General features: G+C 35.4%; 18 protein-coding genes. 6 read left to right on the forward strand and 12 right to left on the reverse strand.

The features are described 5' to 3' along the window. Positions 1-1898 precede the first annotated feature (1898 nt). Entirely contained in the window at positions 1899-2483 is a 585-nt protein-coding gene (locus ACE199_RS16510; protein ID WP_375350789.1) for a TetR/AcrR family transcriptional regulator, read from the reverse strand. A gap of 185 nt (positions 2484-2668) precedes the next feature. Between ACE199_RS16510 and ACE199_RS16515 the strand changes: the two genes are divergently transcribed. After that, a complete protein-coding gene (locus tag ACE199_RS16515) occupies positions 2669-3550 on the forward strand; it encodes an ABC transporter ATP-binding protein (protein ID WP_375350790.1) in 882 nt (293 codons plus the stop codon). A gap of 9 nt (positions 3551-3559) precedes the next feature. After that, positions 3560-5170, forward strand: coding sequence for an ABC transporter permease (locus tag ACE199_RS16520; RefSeq protein ID WP_375350791.1), 1611 nt, complete (start codon positions 3560-3562; stop codon positions 5168-5170). Between the two features lie 736 nt (positions 5171-5906). Here the strand turns inward: ACE199_RS16520 and ACE199_RS16525 are convergent. Further along, complete coding sequence (locus ACE199_RS16525) at positions 5907-6698, reverse strand: tyrosine-protein phosphatase (protein ID WP_375350792.1); 792 nt, start codon at positions 6696-6698, stop codon at positions 5907-5909. Between the two features lie 244 nt (positions 6699-6942). Here ACE199_RS16525 and ACE199_RS16530 point away from each other — a divergent pair, with 244 nt between their 5' ends. Beyond that, positions 6943-7539 carry a TetR/AcrR family transcriptional regulator gene (locus ACE199_RS16530; protein ID WP_375350793.1) on the forward strand — a complete coding sequence of 199 codons (597 nt, stop codon included), beginning with the start codon at positions 6943-6945 and terminating at the stop codon, positions 7537-7539. 299 nt (positions 7540-7838) lie between these two features. On the opposite strand, the gene ACE199_RS16535 is transcribed toward ACE199_RS16530, so the two are convergent. Next, positions 7839-9134, reverse strand: coding sequence for an ATP-binding protein (locus ACE199_RS16535; protein ID WP_375350794.1), 1296 nt, complete (start codon positions 9132-9134; stop codon positions 7839-7841). A 243-nt stretch (positions 9135-9377) separates the two neighbouring features. Continuing rightward, positions 9378-9962: a DUF4878 domain-containing protein gene (locus ACE199_RS16540; RefSeq protein WP_483878206.1), complete on the reverse strand. Its 585-nt coding sequence runs from the start codon at positions 9960-9962 to the stop codon at positions 9378-9380. A gap of 435 nt (positions 9963-10397) precedes the next feature. Here ACE199_RS16540 and ACE199_RS16545 point away from each other — a divergent pair, with 435 nt between their 5' ends. Beyond that, positions 10398-11459 (forward strand): sulfite oxidase, encoded by a 1062-nt coding sequence (locus tag ACE199_RS16545; protein WP_375350796.1) that lies wholly within the window; start codon positions 10398-10400, stop codon positions 11457-11459. Positions 11460-11523: 64 nt separating this feature from the next. On the opposite strand, the gene ACE199_RS16550 is transcribed toward ACE199_RS16545, so the two are convergent. From ACE199_RS16550 to ACE199_RS16565, 4 genes are all read right to left on the reverse strand, one after another. Further along, positions 11524-11946, reverse strand: coding sequence for a pyridoxamine 5'-phosphate oxidase family protein (locus tag ACE199_RS16550; protein ID WP_375350797.1), 423 nt, complete (start codon positions 11944-11946; stop codon positions 11524-11526). A gap of 92 nt (positions 11947-12038) precedes the next feature. Then, positions 12039-12212, reverse strand: coding sequence for an asparagine synthase (locus ACE199_RS16555; protein ID WP_375350811.1), 174 nt, complete (start codon positions 12210-12212; stop codon positions 12039-12041). Positions 12213-12310: 98 nt separating this feature from the next. Beyond that, on the reverse strand, positions 12311-13339 hold the full coding sequence (gene splB / locus ACE199_RS16560; RefSeq protein WP_375350799.1) for a spore photoproduct lyase: 1029 nt from the start codon (positions 13337-13339) through the stop codon (positions 12311-12313). A 25-nt stretch (positions 13340-13364) separates the two neighbouring features. After that, positions 13365-13583 carry a transcriptional regulator SplA domain-containing protein gene (locus tag ACE199_RS16565; protein WP_252290850.1) on the reverse strand — a complete coding sequence of 73 codons (219 nt, stop codon included), beginning with the start codon at positions 13581-13583 and terminating at the stop codon, positions 13365-13367. A gap of 200 nt (positions 13584-13783) precedes the next feature. Between ACE199_RS16565 and ACE199_RS16570 the strand changes: the two genes are divergently transcribed. Further along, entirely contained in the window at positions 13784-14149 is a 366-nt protein-coding gene (locus tag ACE199_RS16570) for a carboxymuconolactone decarboxylase family protein (RefSeq protein ID WP_127760156.1), read from the forward strand. A gap of 154 nt (positions 14150-14303) precedes the next feature. Here the strand turns inward: ACE199_RS16570 and uvsE are convergent, their stop codons facing one another. Next, on the reverse strand, positions 14304-15269 hold the full coding sequence (gene uvsE, locus ACE199_RS16575; protein ID WP_375350801.1) for a UV DNA damage repair endonuclease UvsE: 966 nt from the start codon (positions 15267-15269) through the stop codon (positions 14304-14306). 244 nt (positions 15270-15513) lie between these two features. Here uvsE and ACE199_RS16580 point away from each other — a divergent pair, with 244 nt between their 5' ends. Beyond that, positions 15514-16698: a NupC/NupG family nucleoside CNT transporter gene (locus ACE199_RS16580; protein ID WP_375350803.1), complete on the forward strand. Its 1185-nt coding sequence runs from the start codon at positions 15514-15516 to the stop codon at positions 16696-16698. Between the two features lie 212 nt (positions 16699-16910). Here ACE199_RS16580 and ACE199_RS16585 read toward each other — a convergent pair whose 3' ends face one another. The 3 genes from ACE199_RS16585 to ACE199_RS16595 form a co-directional block, all read right to left on the reverse strand. Further along, entirely contained in the window at positions 16911-18134 is a 1224-nt protein-coding gene (locus ACE199_RS16585; RefSeq protein WP_375350804.1) for an MFS transporter, read from the reverse strand. A gap of 780 nt (positions 18135-18914) precedes the next feature. After that, the gene (locus ACE199_RS16590; RefSeq protein WP_375350805.1) at positions 18915-19622 is read right to left on the reverse strand and encodes a DUF2306 domain-containing protein; all 708 of its coding nucleotides are present in this window, start codon (positions 19620-19622) and stop codon (positions 18915-18917) included. Positions 19623-19929: 307 nt separating this feature from the next. Next, positions 19930-20014, reverse strand: an 85-nt coding sequence (locus ACE199_RS16595) for an IS3 family transposase (RefSeq protein ID WP_375350812.1), incomplete at its 5' end; no start/stop codon positions are given.

Here is a 20014-nt window from a genome sequence, read left to right on the forward strand (position 1 = left end):
GGTTCAAATTCACTTTATATTGCAATTCCCTGAAAAATGCTACTGTAGCTTTGAAATAAAGTTTAATCAAAAGCACCTCACAAACCGGCATTTTGCGATAAATAAAAAGAATCCATTTTGAAAAAAGATTGATCAAAATGGATTCTTATCTAGTAGATTTAAATATTGTTTTTATAAAAAAGTTTGATCATTTCTGTAATTCTTATTCCATTAAAGCGCCCTTTAATGAAATAACTATAAGAAGTTCTCAAACCTAAAATCACTTAATTCTTCTTTAACTAGTCGAGTAGAAGAGAACCTCTCTACCTTTCGGTAGATTGAGTTCTCCCCCCCTCACAGAACCGTGCTTGCGCAATTAACGCACACGGCTCCTCCTAGTTACCATTCACAAAATGTAGCTCATCTCTTTCATTCTGATTTTTTGCTAATTCTGCTATCCTTACTAGTTTTGTTCCCATCATTATTCCTACCTCTGAGTGTAGTAAATGTGTCCCTAGTAAGGGTGATAACTGGTAGCCAGCCTTTCCTCCATCGGCATTACCCAACTTCATTGGTACTACGCTGCTATCCGACTCCCTACATCGGCTTTTGGTTTCCTTGCTTTGTATCGCTTGTACACCATACTCTTCTATCACGAAAAGACCGGTAGGGTCTCCCGAGTTGCCGTATCACATCAATGTGTGACGTGCCGAGGTCTCTGACTCCAGAGAGGCCTTACCCTTCTTGCCTTTAACGAAGGATAAGATGTAGCTTTCTGCTGTGCGTAAGGCATCAGCCCTCTCGAGTTACTAACATTATGGAGCTCAATCCCTTCAACCATTTGGCTTTCGGCCCGCTGTCGGGTAGAAAACAAGCGCGCGCAATCAATTATGATTCACGTTTCTTGTAGCCCCCCTACGATCCCGGACGGTCGGATTTCCCGAGTCCGGTTCTGACCTTGGATTAATCACCTACAAGCCTTCCCATACAACCGCAGGATTAAATGTCGGTACACATATTCCCCCATCATTTGTAGGTTTACTTGTAAGTTAGTTTAAACATGCTTTATAGCTCAGAGTCTATAATGCTCAAACATTCCAAGTGCCCAGAGGTCCTTTGCCCTATCAAAGGTGTTACCTTGATAGAATTGTAATTTCCTTACACTTAAGAAAGCATTACCCTTCCCTCATTGCTACTACGACCTCATGCGCCAATCCTAAATCATCCTACCATTTTCTATTAGCCTCTTATATGATAGGTCTTTATTGGTTAGTACCTTCCCAATTTGAAGTAGGACCTTCCCGTCGTTATCTCTGAAAATCTTTCCACAGATGCCAGAACCCATACCCCGGCTGCTCTTACGGTGCTGTTGACCGTTTCTTCCCGTAAGACATCGGTCTTCCCCCGTTAGGCAAAGGTCGACGCTAAGCAAAACATCCCTCGAACAGTTTCTTCGAGGGGCGTAGATTTCGGGATTGCAGTATTCGTTAAATCCTTCTGGCCTCTATGTTTGCTCGCCACACAGACTGTTCCGACCTTATCCTCTCTGTGTAGAATAGGCCGCCGTGACTTTTACTTCCAAGCAGAACGTAGTTCGTTACCTCCCCACGCATTGGATATGCTAGTCATCCGAATCGGTCAATTGATGACAGGAGACTTTCACTCCATAAGACTCTCAGCCTTGACGGCTGCTCCACCTAACTGTCTACGCTTAAAGACTAAAGTTACCTTTAACCCTCCAAGACTCGCTACGAGCGAATGGCTAGTTCTTACTCGACGGGAATCCCACCCGCTATATGATACGACCTAGGCTCGGCCGCACACGCACCCTTTAGCTAAACAAGCAGCAATAGTTATTATATTTGTCCTAAATCTTTAACACATATATCGAATAATTTGTTCGATTTGTCGAGTTTACTTTAACGCAAGCCATTCATAAACATTTGAGTGATTTGAGGGCTATATTTTATCAAGTTATCACTATTAATCGCTTGACTCTTCAGTCCCTCCGTGAAAATATGCATAAACATCAATAAAACCTCATCAGAATATGCGGGATTAATTTTTCCTTCTTTACGCCCTTTTTGAAACATTCTTAAAACTAATCTATCACTTGTTTTTTGTGCGTCCTTATCAAAAAAAGTCTGTTCACTTGCAAATTGCTGCATCACATTATGAAAAAACACTGATGTCGTACTTTGGATTTTTTTCATTTTATATTGCGTGAGTTCCATATACGTTTGCTCAAAAGATAAATCACTTTCAATCAATCGTTCGTACTCTTTATGGATAGAGGCAAATGAATTCTGAATCGCGGTATTTATTAAATTATCTTTTGTATTGTAATAATTAAATAAGGTTACTTTACTAACACCCGCACTTTTTGCAATCTCGTCCATGGTTATATTTGAAATGTCCTTTTGATTCAGCAATTCAAGCGTAGCTTCCTCAATAATTTTCATTTTCTTTTCACGTCTTAGATCAAAGCCATTTTTTTCCGTCATCTTCCCACCACATTTTTTCCGTTTTTTAATTAATTTCTACATATATATAGTATTTCATTTTTTGAACTAACTCAAACATTTTAGTAAAAAATAGTTTGAATTACCATAGAAACGAGCGTATATTATGAACTATAAATATGTTTTTAGTAAAAATTTTCAATCTCACAGAATAGGAGATGAGACGCATGGTTATAGCAGAAATTAAGGGCCTACAAAAAAAGTATAAATCAACACAAGCCTTAAAAAATGTAACGATGGAATTAAAAAGAGGTGAAGTATTAGGTTTTATAGGACCAAATGGAGCCGGAAAATCGACGACCATCCGCATCCTGCTGGGCATTATAAAATCTAGCGGAGGAGCAGCCAAAATCTTCGGGAAGGATGTCTGGAAAGATTCGATTGAAATCCATAAACGACTTGCCTACGTTCCTGGCGATGTAAACCTTTGGCCAAATTTAACGGGCGGAGAAATTATTGATGTTTTTATGCGCATGCAGGGAACGAAAAACGATGCACGACGCGATGAATTAATTCAAAAATTTCAACTGGATCCTAAGAAAAAAGCACGGACTTATTCAAAAGGAAACCGTCAAAAAGTTGCCCTTATTGCTGCGCTTGCTAGTGATGCAGAACTTTATATTTTTGATGAACCAACTAGCGGTCTTGATCCTCTAATGGAAGCTGTCTTTCAAGAGGAAGTAGAAAATTTAAAAAATCAGGGAAAGTCCATCCTTCTTTCCAGCCACATCTTAAGCGAGGTAGAACGCTTATGTGACCGCGTAGCGATTATTCGTCAAGGAGAAGTAATTGAAACTGGAACATTAGATGAATTAAGACATTTAACCCGATATCAATACAAGGTTACGACTCGTGACGTACCGGTTGGATTAAAACAGGTGAGCGGTGTGCATGACCTAGTGATCAATGGCAAAGAAGCTGTTTTCCAAGCCGATATTAATCAAATTGAGACCATTCTAGAAGCAATCATGCCTTACCATGTAACAAAGCTCGAGAGTGTACCGCCGACTCTTGAAGCGTTGTTTATGCGTCATTACACTGGAAAGTAGGTGAGAAAAATGAAAAATTGCTTTAATATGGCTGGAATGCTCTTTCTTCATACATTACGTAAAGATTGGTTAAAGCTTCTCATTTGGGCAGTGGCCTTAAGTCTTTTCACAGGCGGCTTTGCGAGTGCAATGTATGAAATCTATGGAAAAGACCCTGCTGGATTGATGGCTATGTATGAAACCTTAAAGAACCCAGCAATGATTGCCATGCTTGGACCAACATCAGCTACTGCCGAAACGTATACAGTGGGAGCAATGTACGCACATGAAATGATCCTCTTTACGGCACTCGTATTTGCCATTGTATCGATTATGCATGTAATCAGTCGGACAAGAAAAGAAGAGGATGATGGAATAACAGAGCTTATTCGTTCCTTTCAAGTTGGTCGACTGGCCAACACGACAGCAGTCGTTATCGAAATGCTTCTTTTACATTTGGTCATAATCGCTCTTTCTACAGGCTTGCTACAAGTCCAAGATGTACCTGGAATGGATTTTTCAGGTAATTTGTTATATTCCGCTTCATTAGGTATGCAAGGGTTCTTATGGGCAATGATTGCACTCATATTTGTCCAATTAGCTTCTGGAGCTGGAAGTGCAAGAGGACTGAGCTTCTTGACTCTTGGCTTTTTTTATATCCTTCGAATGGCAACAGATATGAACGCACCAGATGGTTCTTGGTTCAACCCGCTGGGATGGAGTTATCTAGTAAATGTTTACGTTAGTGATAGCTGGCTTCCAATCGTCATTGCTGTTGTTACCAGTATCGTTTTCATTGCAGTTTCTTATCTTCTGGAACAAGCTCGAGATCTGGGGGCTGGATATTTACCAGAACGCGCTGGGCATACACATGCAAAAGAACGTCTGTTGAGTCTTCCTGGCCTTGTATTACGGCTGCAAAAAATATTTATTATTGGCTGGCTCTTCGCTCTCTTTATATGTGGAGCTATGTATGGGTCCATTTTTGGAGATATGGATGATTTTGTAAGTGAAAATGAAATCATGAAGCAAATGTTCCTTCATAATTCAGATTACACCATACAAGAACAATTTATGAGCGTTCTCTTCGTGATTTTATCTCTATTGACTACGATTTTTATTGTAGGAAGTCTCATGAGGCTCGTAAACGAAGAAAAGAAAGGGCGCTGGGATCAGCTTTATGCCACTAAATTAAGTCGCACAAAATTTTACTGGTACCATGTGATAATGGCTTCCATACTAGGAGTGGTTGGACAATTTTCTGCAATATTAGGGCTCTATTTGGCCCAACGAAGTGTCATGGAAACACCGTTAAGTTTCTGGGAAATTACTAAGGCTGGGATTGTGTGGATACCTGCGATTTTCTTCTTTATCGGCATTTTGTCTGTCCTAATTGGTTGGTCGCCGCGCTTTACGATGATTATTTGGGCTTATCTAATATTTGCTTTCTTTATCAGTTATTTTGGGCAAATGATGGAGATTCCGGAATTCGTAACCAACCTAGATGTATTTAGCTATATTCCAAAAATTCCAATTGAAGAATGGAAATGGGGAGCCATCATCCTCATCAAATTATTGGCTCTCTTCATAATCGTTATTGGTTTCATCGGCTATAAAAAACGGGATTTAGTAAGTGAGTAAAAAAGAAAAGTGTCCTTCATACGAGACTATTAAAAAGAAGATGATCTCTGAATTGAGAATAGGGATCGTCTTTTTATTTGGCTCTTTTGTAAAAGATTGTTGTTTGCTCATTATTAAATCTGTTAACCTCCTTTAAAGTTTGATTATTTTGAGGCTCCTTCTTCAACTAACACACCCTTTCGTCTAAGTACAAACATTCACAATCTAAAGTTGTCGTTCCACAATATGGCCTTTTAATGGAATAACATGACTGAAATTTTTAAACCACTTTATTATGTTTTAAATGACTTTATTGTAACTTAACATAATGTACTCACGAAAAGCTCCTAGCTCTTCAATAAAATTCTTCTCAACTTCAGCAGGCTGATTCTGTACTACTCCATCAACTGTTGGTTTGGAATAAAGTTTGATTAAAAATGTGCTGCAAACGTTGATTTTATAATAAAAGAAAACCACTCGTTTTGAACAAAGATTGATCAAAATGAGTGGTTTTGATTTTGGGATGGATTTAGTGTTTATAAAATTACCATGATACAAAAAGAATTATCTGAATTTTTAAAGTTATAACTTTTTCCAACGCCGCAACTGACACGAGAGTCCCAAATAAAATTATCAATTTTTTAATAGATGATCAGACTTGGTTATAAATTATCAAACTTTATTTCAAATCAACATCTTTTTCAATAAGAGAACTACTACTAGCTTGATTATTATCACTTTATATTCAAGATTTAGCTTACTCAAGTAGCAAGTGTTTCAAATTCAATAAGCTATCCTGCTGAACTTTGCAAGCTTGACATAAATATGTTTCTATATCTCCATATTTATCAATAATGCCATAATACACGTCATCTAAATAGTCACGACGAACTTCTAACATTGGTTTTATTCGCTCCGGTGATGCTTGAAATAAACTCATCCATCGAATAAATCTTTCCACTTTTTTCATTCTTGGTCCAATGACATCATTTGAAAATAAATAATCCTTTAACACCTTTTCATAAGATACTCCAACAAGCAATTGAATGATAGCTGCTATATATCCTGTGCGATCCTTTCCTCCTGTACAATGAATAAGTGCTGGTACATTTTTTTGCTCCGAAAGCAATTGAATGACTTCTTGAATTTCATTACCACTTGAAAATGCCATATTCCGATACATTTCCTTCATGATTTCCTCAAAATTGATGGTATTCGACTTTCCAACTAAAAATTTAAAAAACTCAAAGTGAGTAAATTCCTGGCTTTTATCGTACATTGATATGCTTACTAACTCTACTCCATGTTCAGGCTTTATTCGACCTGGTTTTGATTTTTGCTCATTTGGTGTTCTTAAATCACAAATTAATTTTAATTGTAAACGTTTCATCTTCTCTATATCTTGTTTAGATAAACGAGACAATTCATCTGAACGAAATAAAACACCTGTCTTCATTCGATTTCCATCTATTGTCTCTCGACCGCCAATATCACGAAAATTATACACCCCATCGAACTGTCTTATAACTTCCTTCTCCATAATTCCCATATGAATTCCCCCAGCTTTATTTATTAACTCATTCTATGAACAGAACGATTGCATCCAAAGCAAGAATTTTATTTCATATGACTAAAATTGTTTTTATAGTCACATAAAACACAAAAGAAAAAACTGTTCCTTCAACAGTCTAAAGTTTACTTTATAGAATATAGCGATTATGATGATTATAAAATATAATATGACTAAAAGTCTATAAAAAGTCACATAAATAATTTTATACAGGGGTTTTATTATGCCTAAATTTACAGAACAAGAAAAAGAACAGATTCGTCAATCTCTTTTATCAAAAGGGAGAGAATTATTTATTCAATATGGTTTAGCGAAAACAAGCATTGATGATATTGTACTTGCATGTGAAATTGGAAAAGGTTCATTTTATAAATTTTTTTCTTCAAAAGAAGAATTGTATTTCGCAATTTTAAAAAATGAAGAAGAAGTGCGCGAGACAGTACTGAATCAGTTATTTAAAGAAGAACTTTCTTCCAAAGAATTACTGTCCTCCTTTTTTCATACATCGTTTCAATTTGTGGAAGAAAATCCATTTCTCCAACGTGTATTCCAAAACGGAGAACACGAACGTTTGATGCGAAAATTACCTCATGAGATGATGGCGTTTTCTGAACATAATATGAACAGAGGGACTCTGGCTATCCATACTCTAATAGAACGTGGAATACTACCTAAAAAAGATCCACAAGTTATCGTCGGAATTATCAAAGCTATTATGATGTTGCGATTACATAAAGAAGAAATAGGCGATGAGTTATTCCCTAAAGTAATGGAGAAAATTATCGATTTTATAGCAGAGGGATTAACTAAAGAAGGATGAGATAATATTGTGGAAAATCTGATTATTTTATGCTGGAAACACCTCATTACGTTCAAACAAAACTCAATTCATAATTGAGTAGCAAGTATACTCAAAGATAGCTCCACCTAAAATTATACTAATAAACTTGTTCTAATCTATCTTTTATACATTATTTATACAAAAGGTTTGACCAGTTTCCATACTCTTTTTAACTAATGCGCTCACTTACACTTATGGATTTAGTATAATTATTCATATAGAAAAAGCGATTCTTATTAAAGAATCGCGCCTTCTTGTTAAAGAAATCCTATTATTTATTATGTTTCTCTCATATTACAAACACTTGTATCAATTATAACGTTTTCACTATTATGAAATGAACGTGGTAAATATATAGTAAATGTTGTACCTTTCCCTATTTCACTAGTTACTTCGATTTTCCCATTTAACTCCTCAATTACACGATAAGCAACCATCATTCCAAGTCCTGTTCCCTTTTGACCTTTTGTAGTAAAGTACGGTTTTCCTAATCTCTCAATTTGTTCACGATCCATTCCGACTCCTGTATCTTCAATAGAAATCTCATACATATTTTTATGAGAGTTCATAGATATTACTAATTGCCCACCATTAGGCATAGCCTCAATAGCATTTTTAAAAATATTTAAAAATGCCTGCTGGATGATTCTTCTATCGCCTATAATCCAAAAAGGAGAGAGGCTCTTCTTAACTTTTATAGAGTTCATATTGGAAATAGGACTAACTAATTCAATTATATAATTCAAAAAATGTTCCATGTTTATTTTTTCTATTTTTTCAGGAGCAGGTTTAGCGAAAGTAAGAAAATCACGAATAATAATTTCCGACCTTTCTAATTCATCCAATGCAATTCCAATATATTTTTGCTTTTGGAGATCGCTTTCATTCTCCTTCAAAAGCTGCATGAACCCTTTTGCACCAGTTAAACCATTTCTAATCTCATGTGATATGGATGCACTTAAGTGACTTAGGATTTCCATCTTTTCAATATCTACTACTTTATTTCGAATTTGGTAATTCATCCTTATTCTTTCGAGAGTCAAAACACAAAGTATAATACATATAATTTTAATAAGATTTCCTAGTAAAGTTATGTTTAATGGCGTATGTGAAACAAATATATTACTATAAATAAAGTAACCTACTGATAAGTGGAAAATAATAACACTTAAAGAAATCAGTAATTTATGAGTGGTTTCCGATTTTATAAATCTTTTAAAAAAAATAAAAGTAAGCAGCGGTATGACACTATAATTCAAAATAGTACCCCAAAAACCAAAGTCTACACCTATAACAAATCGATACAGAACTATAAACACATATAATCCAACACTTACCAAAGGTCCGCCATACAAGCTTGCCATAATAAAAGGAACTATGCGAATATCAACGATAAACCCTTCATTTACAGAAAATGGAAAAGTCATACAAAAAAAGATTGATACCGAACCTGCAAGAAACGAATAGATTTTTATTAATTTCCTTGTTAGTTTCTTTGTGTAAATTTCTATAATGTGTTGTGTGATAAGTAACACAACTAATAGAAATAAGACATTGATAAGAATCGCATACATTTGTAATGCTCCTAGTATAAAAATTATTAATAATATTTTACCATATATAAATCCCCCATTATTACAATATTTCAAATAAAATACTGGAATTTTATTTGAAAAAAGGCTCTATTAAACTTTAAATGTTGATAATTCTATAAAAAATTAGGGAGCTAAAAATCAACAACACCCTCTAACAAAGCTAAACAAAAAACAGCTGAAGCCAGTACGATCAGTACCAACAACAGCTGTTTCTTATACTTATTATTCTTCACCAAACATCTCATCAATTGTTCCTGCGTTTGCCATTACTGCTTCCATCAGATTTTCATCGGAAACAATTTTATACTCGCCTTCTTTGTCCTTCTTCAAGTTCAATGTAACCTCACGAGTTGCCATAGAAGCATCTTTAGCAGTCAAATGTTTAATAAGAGTGGTCTCCATCATTTTATCCATTGCTTTATCGGCCTCTTCTGTATCTTCACTGAACGCCATCCCGAAGGCCATTGGCATGACTTCGCTAATTGTTGAAGTTACTGCAACTGCGAAATCCACAGACGTTACTTCCACTTTAACTTTTGCAGTATCCCCCTCTTTTGACACTTCAACTGGCTTTTCAAATTTGTATGTTTTACTTAATGATTTAAAAAGCTTGTCAACATCCATTCCCTCAGCTTTTCCTTCATTTAAGTTTTTAAAGTCGAAATCCTCTGTTGCTTTTGTATCGACAAATGTACTTGCCTTTTCAAAATCGCCCTCTTGGATAGAAGCCATAAAATCATTAACAGTATCGGTTGGTTTCGGTGACCCGCATCCTGCCAACATGCTAACGGTCAATCCTGCAACCATAATTCCAGACAATAGTTTCTTACTCAATTTCTTCAAGATATATTTCCCCCTATTGATATATAAATTTATTAATCATTTAAAACTATTGTAACATAACAAATTCTTTTATAGGATTACACCCATTAACTACCAGGACTTAAGAGACAAAATAAGCCCCGCAGCTACAAAAGAACAGAACCGTTGGGGTGAGGACATTTAACTCGAGAATTAAAAGAAGCTGCAAATACAACAGCTGAGTTTAATCGAAAACGAAGCCATATTAATGATGAGATGAATATTGTAAATTTCATGCTCTACACTCGCCCAGAAATCTATTGCAATCATACAAATTTGCATTTTTACATAAACATGGATCTTACGGTCTGACATGAATAATGGAATTATAGTCTATCTTCTTGTATTAGAAATATCATAGAGAATGAGAGAGGTGAAAAAATGAAAAGTGAGGACAAAAAGCCTTATTTAACAACTAAAAATCTTACTCCAGAAAATCAAGAATCACCTATTCATTTTCTTAACAAATGGCAAACACCCACTAAATACTTTTATCGTAGAAATCACTTCCCTTACCCGTTGTTTAGCCCGCACCATTTTTGGTTACAAATTACTGGTCATGTTTCTCAACCACGCTTTTTTCATTTTTACGAATTATTATCTATGCCCACAAGATCTCTTATAGTCCCCCTTGAATGTTCAGGAAATAAACGGGCACATTTCATTCCAAAAATATATGGAGAACAGTGGGAGGAAGGAGCTTTAAGTCAAGGTAAGTGGACTGGTATTCCTTTAAACTCCCTCCTTAAATACGTAGGACTCACTAATGATGCCCAAGAAGTTGTCTTTCAAGGAGCTGATTTTGGCAATAGAACAGATATAGAAGAAAAAGTTTCTTTCGAAAGAAGCCTTCCTTTGGAAAAGGCATTGCATCCTGATACAATGATTGCTTTTCAATACAATGATAAACCGCTCACTTTTAAACATGGTTATCCATTCCGTTTAATCGTTCCTAACTGGTACGCGATGGCTTCTGTAAAATGGTTAAGAAAGATTACAGTGATCAATCATTCCTTTAAAGGGCCCTTCCAAACGAATGATTATATGTATTATCCATACAAAAACATTAATAAAGATTCATTTCCTGTGACAATAATGAACGTTAATTCAATCATACAACAACCACTGAACCTTTCCATATTAGATACTGGTGCACACCAAGTTAAAGGAATTGCTTGGTCTGGACAAGGAATAATCACCGAAGTACAGTTAAGTTTCGATAAGGGGGAAACATGGCTGCAAGCAACAGTAAATCAATTGCCAAATCAGCCCTATTCTTGGTCAAGTTGGTCCTTCGATTGGAAAGTTAATAAAAAAGGAGAATATATGATTTACGTAAGAGCTAAAGATTCATCAGGTAACGTACAGCCTTTAACCCCATTTTGGAATCGAAAAGGATATGGTTATAATGCTGTATCAAAAATTACTGTGAAAATTGAATAATATTATGAAAACTAATAGTAGCGATGCTTACTTATAAAGCATCGCTACTTAGCGTAAAAGAATTTTATAAATGAAGCTCTTGAGGTGGTTCACCTTGATTATTTAAGATACGAACCGTTTCAGGCTGTATTTGTAGAAATACATAGTTCGGATCTTCAGGGCCATCGAACCATTTGTTAAAGGATTCATCCCAAAATTGCTTTTTTAGCTGTTCCGAATTATTAATTGTAGACGTTCCAGCAATTTCAACATACGTATCGCTTTGCCCTTTATCTTCGTAACCTAACAGTACAGACACAGCTGGATTTTTTTCTATCTCTTCTATTTTCTCCGTATCAGCTTTCGTTGGTGTAAATAGGGTTAGGTCCTCATTATAGAACGTCATATAGCGTGAATGAGGTTTATTATTTTCAACAGATGAAAGGATACCTGTTCTATGATTAGAGAGAATTTCAACTACTTCTTTTTTTAAATCTTGTTGGCTCATTAATATTTACTCCTTTTACACAATTATTTATTACCTGTGAAAAATAGTTCGATTATTTCAAGAAGGCGAGCGTATACATGCTCGCCTTTTTTCTAACGACGGTGTTCAACAAGGTCAATTACTCCTAACACGACATGTGCTAAACCAAAACCAAAAATGGTATTGGCCATCATTTTGTTAGAGCCTCGTTTTTGTTTCAACATATAACCTGCCGTGGATACAGCTGTACCTAATACAGTTGGAATTAAGCCTTCACGCATTGTAATTTCCCTCCACCCCGAAGTTAGTAGTGCCTAAACACTATTTTATTTTCACCTGAGTAATATCGAAATATACCGAGTCATATAAAGGCTTACTGTGAATATCATGTGAAGTATTCTAATTTAGCATGGGGAAAAAATTTCTCCATATAAGAATATAAATGACTTTTAATATCTTCCTCTTCTTCTTTTTGATAAATGTACTTACCTATTCCATATTTCCCCCATTTATATCTTCTTGCTGATTCGTTTAATTCTAATTTAGTCATCGGATAGTTCTTTTCAATCACTTTTTTAGCTGGTTTCGTAAAACGATGCTGAATAAATTCAAATGTTATATCTTTCCTTGCCTCTGCAGGCAATTCTGCATCGAGCCGCTCAAACATATGATAGTAGCCATCCTGCCATCCTTCATGAAGATAAATGGGTGCAACAATAAAACCTAGTGGATAACCCGCTCGTGCTACTTTGCCTGCTGCCTCAATCCGTTTAGCCAACGGAGAAGTTCCCGGCTCAAAGTTCTTAATCACATAATCAGCGTTGACACTAAATCGAAATCTTGTTTTTCCATTATGCTTAGCATCAAGTAAATGATCCACATGATGAAATTTAGTCACAAATCTTAGTTTTCCATATTCTGATTCTCCAAAGTGTTCAATTGCACGCTTTAACGTATGAGTTAAATGATCAATCCCTACGATATCAGACGTACAGGATGCTTCAAACCTTGTCATTTCAGGTGCACGTTCTGCCATATATTGATCGGCAGCCTCCAAAATTTCATCAACATTTACATACGTACGAATATATGGTTTACTCCCCATTGTAGTTTGTAAATAGCAATAATGACAATGCCCCATACAGCCTGTTGCAAAAGGAATCGCATATTCAGCAGACGGCTTAGAAGTATCGAATTTGAGCGTTTTTCTTATTCCAACGACAAGCGTAGACTTGGCAATTCGATATTTTTGAAAATCATTTTCACCAGGCAAATTCCTTACTTGATTATGAGAAGTTGTATATCGAATTTCTATATTCATTTTTTCGAACTTTTCTCTAAGTTCTCTTCCTAATGGATACTCCAAAGCGTTTGGCTCAAAATATACAAGTTGGGGTGTAAACGGTTTATTCATTCTAGAATCCCCTTTTTTAATTCTTCTAAAAAAACTGTTGATAAGCTTGTTCCGCTTCTACTTGGCTTGAATATACAGCTGTTTCATTTGTTAACGGATAATATGTCTCATACAAAAATAAAGCTAATTCACCTGGGCTCTCAGGGTTATTGACAATCGTCGCTTCTTGTATATTAGCTACATCTTGTGTATGCGGATTTCGATAAAATATATATACAATATCTCCTGCCTTGTAAGACTCCACCTAATCACCATCCAATAGGATTTATTATCATTCTTCCTTGAGAAGAAAAAAATATAATTACTTGATTATGGAATTAAAGCCCTTGTATCAAGCAGCATTAATTTAACAAAACCTCAAGATTGAAAAGTGAATATGGATTAATTATTTTTAATTTAGCTCATACTAACTTAGTATTAATGAATTATAGGAGTTGAATAAGTATGGAATTTGAAGCTAGAAACTCTACAGAAGCTGCCCTGCATCATTATAAAGCTGGTTTAGGGCTATTTACTGAGAAAATGCCTGAACTCGCTCAACAATTTAATGCTTTTACAGAAGAATGTTTTAAAGAAGGGGTTTTATCGCAGAAAGAAAAACAACTAATTGCCCTTGGTATAAGTCTGTATTCTCAAGACGAATATTGTATTATTTATCATGTTAAAGGATGTTTGGACCAAGGCTGCTCAGAGCAAGAAATCTTTGAAACAGTTGGAGTAACCGCAGCATTTGGCGGCGGAGCAACAATGAGCCAAGCCGTAACGCTTGTCCAAGAATGTGTTCAAGAATTAAATCAGCTCAAGCAATAGAACTGCGCGGCTTGAATGAATTATTTAGCATGAGTCTAGAACAATTCCCCTAGATTCTTTATATTGAGTACGAATAAAGCGTGGCTCAAAAGGTTGAATATATACCCTTTTGAGCCACGCTTGTATAGTTCATATTTTCACAAAAATATTGTATTTATTTCAAACGAAAGGAAGATCCATCAATAATTTCAACATCATCCCGTACTTTTACTTCTTCCATTAAGTGAAAAAGCGCTTCATCCTTTTTCTTAGCCTCAATCATACAATCAATTTGTGGGACACTTCCCTTAATTTCTTTTAAAAATCTAAAAAACATATCCACATCGACATAATCTGAATGATGACGAAACGCTTTTTCGTTTTTCGGACTTGAAATATGCATTTTAATCGGTAGTGGAGAGTCATCCCATGTGTGTATGACACGATCCCAATTATCTTCCCAATTAGCATGACGATGATGAGCCAGGTGATGATGATAATCAAATACAAGAGGAATCCCTAATTTTTCACATAAATAAAGTGTGTCATCTAAAGTAAAAGAAGTATCATCATTTTCAAGCATAATCATGTTTTGAATAGAATGTGGGACAAGCATCCAATTATCTACAAAACGTTCCAGTGATTTTTCCGTTTCCTTATAATTGCCTCCGACATGCATGACACAGCGATGCATCGGATCAATACCCATCCCTTTTAATAATAAATAATGCAGCTTCAATGTTTTTATTGAATTTTTTAAAATAGATTTTTTTAAAGAATTAATAAGAACAAAGTGGTCTGGATGAAAGTCAATTCTAATTTTATGCTTTTTAGCAAAATCCCCTACTTCACGCAATATTTCTTTTAGGGGTTTCATATAATCCCAATCAAGAAGTTCTTCATGATTGGCTAACGGAATCAGACGGGAAGTTAAACGATAAAAATGAATATTAGAAGCCGCATTATGTTTCAGCAGTCTAAGTGTCGTTTGTAAATTTGAAATCGCAATTCGTTCCAATTTACGAATTGCCGCTTCTCGATCCTTAATTTTTTCAAATTGGGCAAAAGTCATTGTTTTCGATGGGGATGCGTTTTTCAGTTCCATGCTCATAGCAACGTAACCAAGACGTACAGTTGTCATTTTTTCACCTCTTCAACAGTATGGGGTAAATGATGAGTTGGTAGACAGCTAACAACTAAAAATTTCAGATAAGTGAATAACCTTATCATTTCTCTTTTAAAATCCAAGGCCTGATTAAAAATCGTATAAATATCAATATTCCTTCAAAAATACAAACAGTAAATAGACGCATGTTGCTATTTATTTAGGCAATAATAAGGTCTTAGAAATAGACGGACAAAAACTTAAAGAGGGAATGACATATATGGATATATTAATTGGTATTATAGGTATCTTACTTACACTAGTAATTGCTTTCTTATTATCAAATGATAAAACAGGCATTAACTACAAGGCGATTATTATCTTATTTGTATTACAACTAGTGATAACACTTATCATGTTTAAAACAGTAGTTGGACTGAAGGTTGTGGAGGCTGTTTCAAATTTCGTCACAACGGTCCTGAATTATGGATACGAAGGTGTAAATTTTGTAACTGGCGGTTTAGTTCCAGAAGGTACATCGGTATTTTTTATCAATGTACTAATGCTCATTATTTTTACATCTACACTATTATCCATTCTAACGTATATCAGAGTTCTTCCTTTAGCTATTAAATATATTGGCGGAGCTTTAGCGAAAATAACTGGCTTATCTAAAGTCGTTTCATTCAATAGTATAAACTCTATTTTCTTCGGTCAAAGCGAGGCATTATTAGCCATTAAAACGCATTTAGATAAAATGGATAAAAATAAATTGTTTATTGTATCTACATCTGCCATGGCTTCAGTGTCAGCTTCAATCATGGGCGCATATATGTCCATGATTCCAGCCCAATATGTTTTAGTCGCCATGCTGTTAAATGCATTATCTGGTTTAACTATAGCCAGTATTATCGCTCCAATTAGAAAAGATGAAGATGAAGAAATCCATGTGAAGGATATTTCCCAGGCAGATTCTGTCTTTGGGGCTATTTCTGCTGGTGCTCTTGACGGAGGAAGAGTTGCTCTGATTGTAGCGGCCATGCTAGTAGCGTATGTAGGTTTAATGGCTCTGATCAACGCTGCATTTGCTGGCGCAATTGGGATTTCTTTCACTAAAATTCTTGGATACATCTTTGCACCTGTTGCCTTTATTATGGGTGTTCCTTCAAGTGAGATTCTAACAGCTGGTTCTATTATGGGAACAAAGTTAGCAACAAATGAGTTTGTTGCCATGCTTCAATTACAACCTATGATTGAAACGTTGAATCCTAAAACAGTTGGAATTATCTCTACATTCTTGGTTTCATTTGCTAACTTTAGTTCAATTGGTATCATCAGTGGTTCTATTCAGGCAATCAACGGAGAAAAAGCGAATATTGTTGAAAAGTTCGGTTTAAAAATGCTATTAGCTGCAACACTGGCTTCTATTCTTACAGCAACAGTTGTAGGATTGTTTATTAAATAAACAAGGGTTGTCCCAAAAGTCGATGAAAATCAACTTTTGGGACAACCCTTTAACTTGATGGCTATGAAGTTACGCTCATGTAATTCACATACTTTAACAAAGAATCTGCCATTCATTTCAAATGAAAGGAAGCCCCATCAGAATTTATATCATTTTCGAGGGTACAGGTGTCTAGCTCATGACTCCTTGCACTTTTCTTATCTACAGCCTAACTACAATTTCAAGATTTGACGTCTACTCAATATAATGATTATGGTTGTTACAATACACCCGAATCCCATTACACTCCCTGCATATAGAGCTCCTGCCCACGCAGCAATAGCGCCGATGAGGATTGCACCTAAAGGAATAAAGCCTCTATCCATTAAGGCAATGCTCAAGATTCTCCCACGCAGATGATCAGGAACCTGCATCTGTAAAGTAATACGGCTCAATGTTCGGTAGGTTTGACTCGTTAAGCCGACAAGAAACATAGCTACACCTGCTACAAACAGATTGTTACTCCCTATGAATAAGAGCAAAGAAAGACCGAAACCTATAATAGAAGAAATCAGCCACTTTCCTGTGCCTTTCATCTCTTTACCAAGAGATAGCCATGTCGTACCAACTATAGCCCCGATAGATGAAACGGATAAAAGTATTCCAAACCCTTCAGGTCCAAGATTTAAAAGATCTCTAGCAAATAACGGCATCATCGTTGTATAAGGAAACCCGAATACCATAGGTACAATAGCTAAAATGAGTAAAGATTGAACGGGTGGTTGAGTTTTTATATAATCTACTGCCTCACGAAGATTTATTTTTTCCCCTTCCTTTTTATCACGAGTTGGAAAGGAATTAGAACGAATCATAAGTAAAGAGAATAGTACACCTAAAGTCCCCCACGCATTGATATAAAATAAATTAGCAATATCAGTAATAGCCAGCAATAATCCTGCAATAGCTGGCCCAATAATACGAGAAAGATTGATGACCAGTGTATTAATAGCTAGTGCACTTGTCATAGAGCTTCGAGGAACTAAATTGGGTATTAACGCATTACGAATGGGCGGATCCATAGCTGCAAGCATAGACCGTAGTGTGACAATGAATGCAAAAATCCAAAATGATTGTTTTTCCTCGACAAGATAGCCCAGACAAAACGTCAATAACATCATTCCTACTTGAAGCCACATTAATAATTTTCGTCGATCGTATCGATCCGCTAGGATACCTCCCGGAACACTTAGTAAAAAAGTTGGAACCAAACGGCAAGCATTTATTAATCCTAAATGAAGCGGAGAATTCGTGAATTGTAACACTGCCCAATTTAAGGCGACTAAATCCATCCAATCCCCTACTCGAGTCACTAAACTTCCATATGTAAACATCCTGAACGTTTTTGAGCGAAGAGCAAGGCGTGATTCCTGCTGATACTGAACTTCAATTTGTTTCATAATCTCTTACTTATTCCTTCCCCCCAAATTCGTAAAGAGGATTAGTGGATAATTGCGCAGAAATCTCCTCTCTTCTTTTCAGGTTCTAAGCATATTTTTCAATTTTCTTGTGTTCTATTTCGTTTATAAAAATTGACTTGAGATTGATGATCTTGAAACTTTCTTTGACACCCTCTCACGCCTCCACCATCCCGGTAAAACATTTGAACGGGACGACTGCCCTTTGACTATCATAACACTGTATTGCAAACGACGGCTCAAACCAATTCAGTTTAATGTACGCATTTTGCTGATGAGGTTGCTTTTATTCCGCTTGCTTTATCACAATCATGTAGATTGGCACTTATATAACTCTTTAAATATGCATAAAAAGAACGTCACATATTCTAACACAAATAAAGATTTAAAGTAGGATTATCAGTATGATATTAGTATAGATTACATTGAGGAGAGGAAGATTCCTATGAAAATGTTTATGAATGCTTTTAAAAAGAATACCTTGTGTATTATTGAAACCGCTTATCTTTATATACTATTCTTACTTGTAGAGTTACAAACTACTACTGGTAATGCCATAAAGTTAAAATAAATTCTTAATTATCTCAATGACTTGTTTATATAGAATCCTAAATCTCTATATATTATAGATAAAATCCCCATTCTAAAACACTTCCTCAATTAATATTAAATGTGAGTTAAATAAGAATCCCTCCTTTTTTAATACAAACAAAATGCCCTACTGACAAAAAATCAGCAGGGCATTTTGTTTGTATTCATTAACTAAATATTTATAGAGGCATGTTTTTTCCTATTATTAAATTTTCTTTCATAATACATTGTAAAGCCGATTAATACTGGAACAAGAATACATGTCGGAAGCAGCCATAAAAGCAGGCTTGAAGATTGAATGTTTAATAATCTTGGAGCTCCAAATACAGTAAAAGCCGTAACCGTCGAAATACTACAAGCAATCATTCCTCCAAAATGTTCAAATAACCAGTGCATCTTTTTCACTGGTTTGCGCAACCAATAATTTAATTGGATTCCGCCTAATAAAAGACCTAGTAAAGGAAAATAAGTGATAAGTGCTGAATCAATGATTAGACCATATATCCCAACCCCAATTCCTGAAGAAAGCAGCAATAGACTGACAAGAAGATCGATTACTTTACGATGCGTATCTTTTCTCTTTTTAAATCGGAGTACACGTATTCCGTACCATGCAGATGCACCGCTCAGAATAGAAATAAATATTAAGAACCAAGAAAAAGAAATTCTATCAGCATCCGCCTGATTATCGAAAAATACTCGATATACCCCCATATAAAAGGCTGAAATGGCAACTGCGCCCATAGCGTATACATAAATCCACCCGATAAGGTTATGAACTTTACCTCCTTTTTTGGTAACCATAGGTATCCAAAAAAGGACTAGCGCTACAAATCCCGCCACGATATGTACGATTCTAAACAGCGAAAAAACCTCCATTATACATCCCCCTCCGATTTTAATTCTTTACAATATTTATACATCAAAAAAGCGCATAAAATCACTTCCTTAATATAGCATGTAAAATAAACCCTGAAATATTTTATATTGATAAAAATATAATATGATTTTTGATATATTTATTAGTGATAGTTATTTTATATATTCTATCGATATCAATTATGAAATATACGATATCTTTATACCTATTCTACAAAGATAAACGGATGAGCGAACAGTCTAAGAAAAGAAAAAACCCAGGATACTTATGAAGTGTACCCTTTGTAAAGGACATTTTAAAAAAAGCCTAGGCAGTTTTAAGAAGATGATCTCTGTATTGAACAGGGGTCATCTTTTTTAAATTCCATTGATATCTATAGTGATTGTAATAG

The organism is Peribacillus sp. Hz7, assembly GCF_042136355.1.
Taxonomy (GTDB): Bacteria; Bacillota; Bacilli; order Bacillales; family DSM-1321; genus Peribacillus; species Peribacillus asahii_A.

Bases quoted from the DNA above. Each gene is read 5' to 3' on its own strand.
- uvsE (WP_375350801.1), bottom strand. From the start codon at position 15,269: ATGACAACTGTACGTCTTGGTTACGTTGCTATGAGCATGGAACTGAAA.
- ACE199_RS16545 (WP_375350796.1), top strand. From the start codon at position 10,398: ATGAAAAGTGAGGACAAAAAGCCTTATTTAACAACTAAAAATCTTACT.
- ACE199_RS16510 (WP_375350789.1), bottom strand. From the start codon at position 2,483: ATGACGGAAAAAAATGGCTTTGATCTAAGACGTGAAAAGAAAATGAAA.
- ACE199_RS16585 (WP_375350804.1), bottom strand. From the start codon at position 18,134: ATGAAACAAATTGAAGTTCAGTATCAGCAGGAATCACGCCTTGCTCTT.
- ACE199_RS16580 (WP_375350803.1), top strand. From the start codon at position 15,514: ATGGATATATTAATTGGTATTATAGGTATCTTACTTACACTAGTAATT.
- ACE199_RS16550 (WP_375350797.1), bottom strand. From the start codon at position 11,946: ATGAGCCAACAAGATTTAAAAAAAGAAGTAGTTGAAATTCTCTCTAAT.
- ACE199_RS16540 (WP_483878206.1), bottom strand. From the start codon at position 9,962: ATGGTTGCAGGATTGACCGTTAGCATGTTGGCAGGATGCGGGTCACCG.
- ACE199_RS16525 (WP_375350792.1), bottom strand. From the start codon at position 6,698: ATGGGAATTATGGAGAAGGAAGTTATAAGACAGTTCGATGGGGTGTAT.
- splB (WP_375350799.1), bottom strand. From the start codon at position 13,339: ATGAATAAACCGTTTACACCCCAACTTGTATATTTTGAGCCAAACGCT.
- ACE199_RS16520 (WP_375350791.1), top strand. From the start codon at position 3,560: ATGAAAAATTGCTTTAATATGGCTGGAATGCTCTTTCTTCATACATTA.
- ACE199_RS16515 (WP_375350790.1), top strand. From the start codon at position 2,669: ATGGTTATAGCAGAAATTAAGGGCCTACAAAAAAAGTATAAATCAACA.
- ACE199_RS16530 (WP_375350793.1), top strand. From the start codon at position 6,943: ATGCCTAAATTTACAGAACAAGAAAAAGAACAGATTCGTCAATCTCTT.
- ACE199_RS16590 (WP_375350805.1), bottom strand. From the start codon at position 19,622: ATGGAGGTTTTTTCGCTGTTTAGAATCGTACATATCGTGGCGGGATTT.
- ACE199_RS16570 (WP_127760156.1), top strand. From the start codon at position 13,784: ATGGAATTTGAAGCTAGAAACTCTACAGAAGCTGCCCTGCATCATTAT.
- ACE199_RS16535 (WP_375350794.1), bottom strand. From the start codon at position 9,134: ATGTATGCGATTCTTATCAATGTCTTATTTCTATTAGTTGTGTTACTT.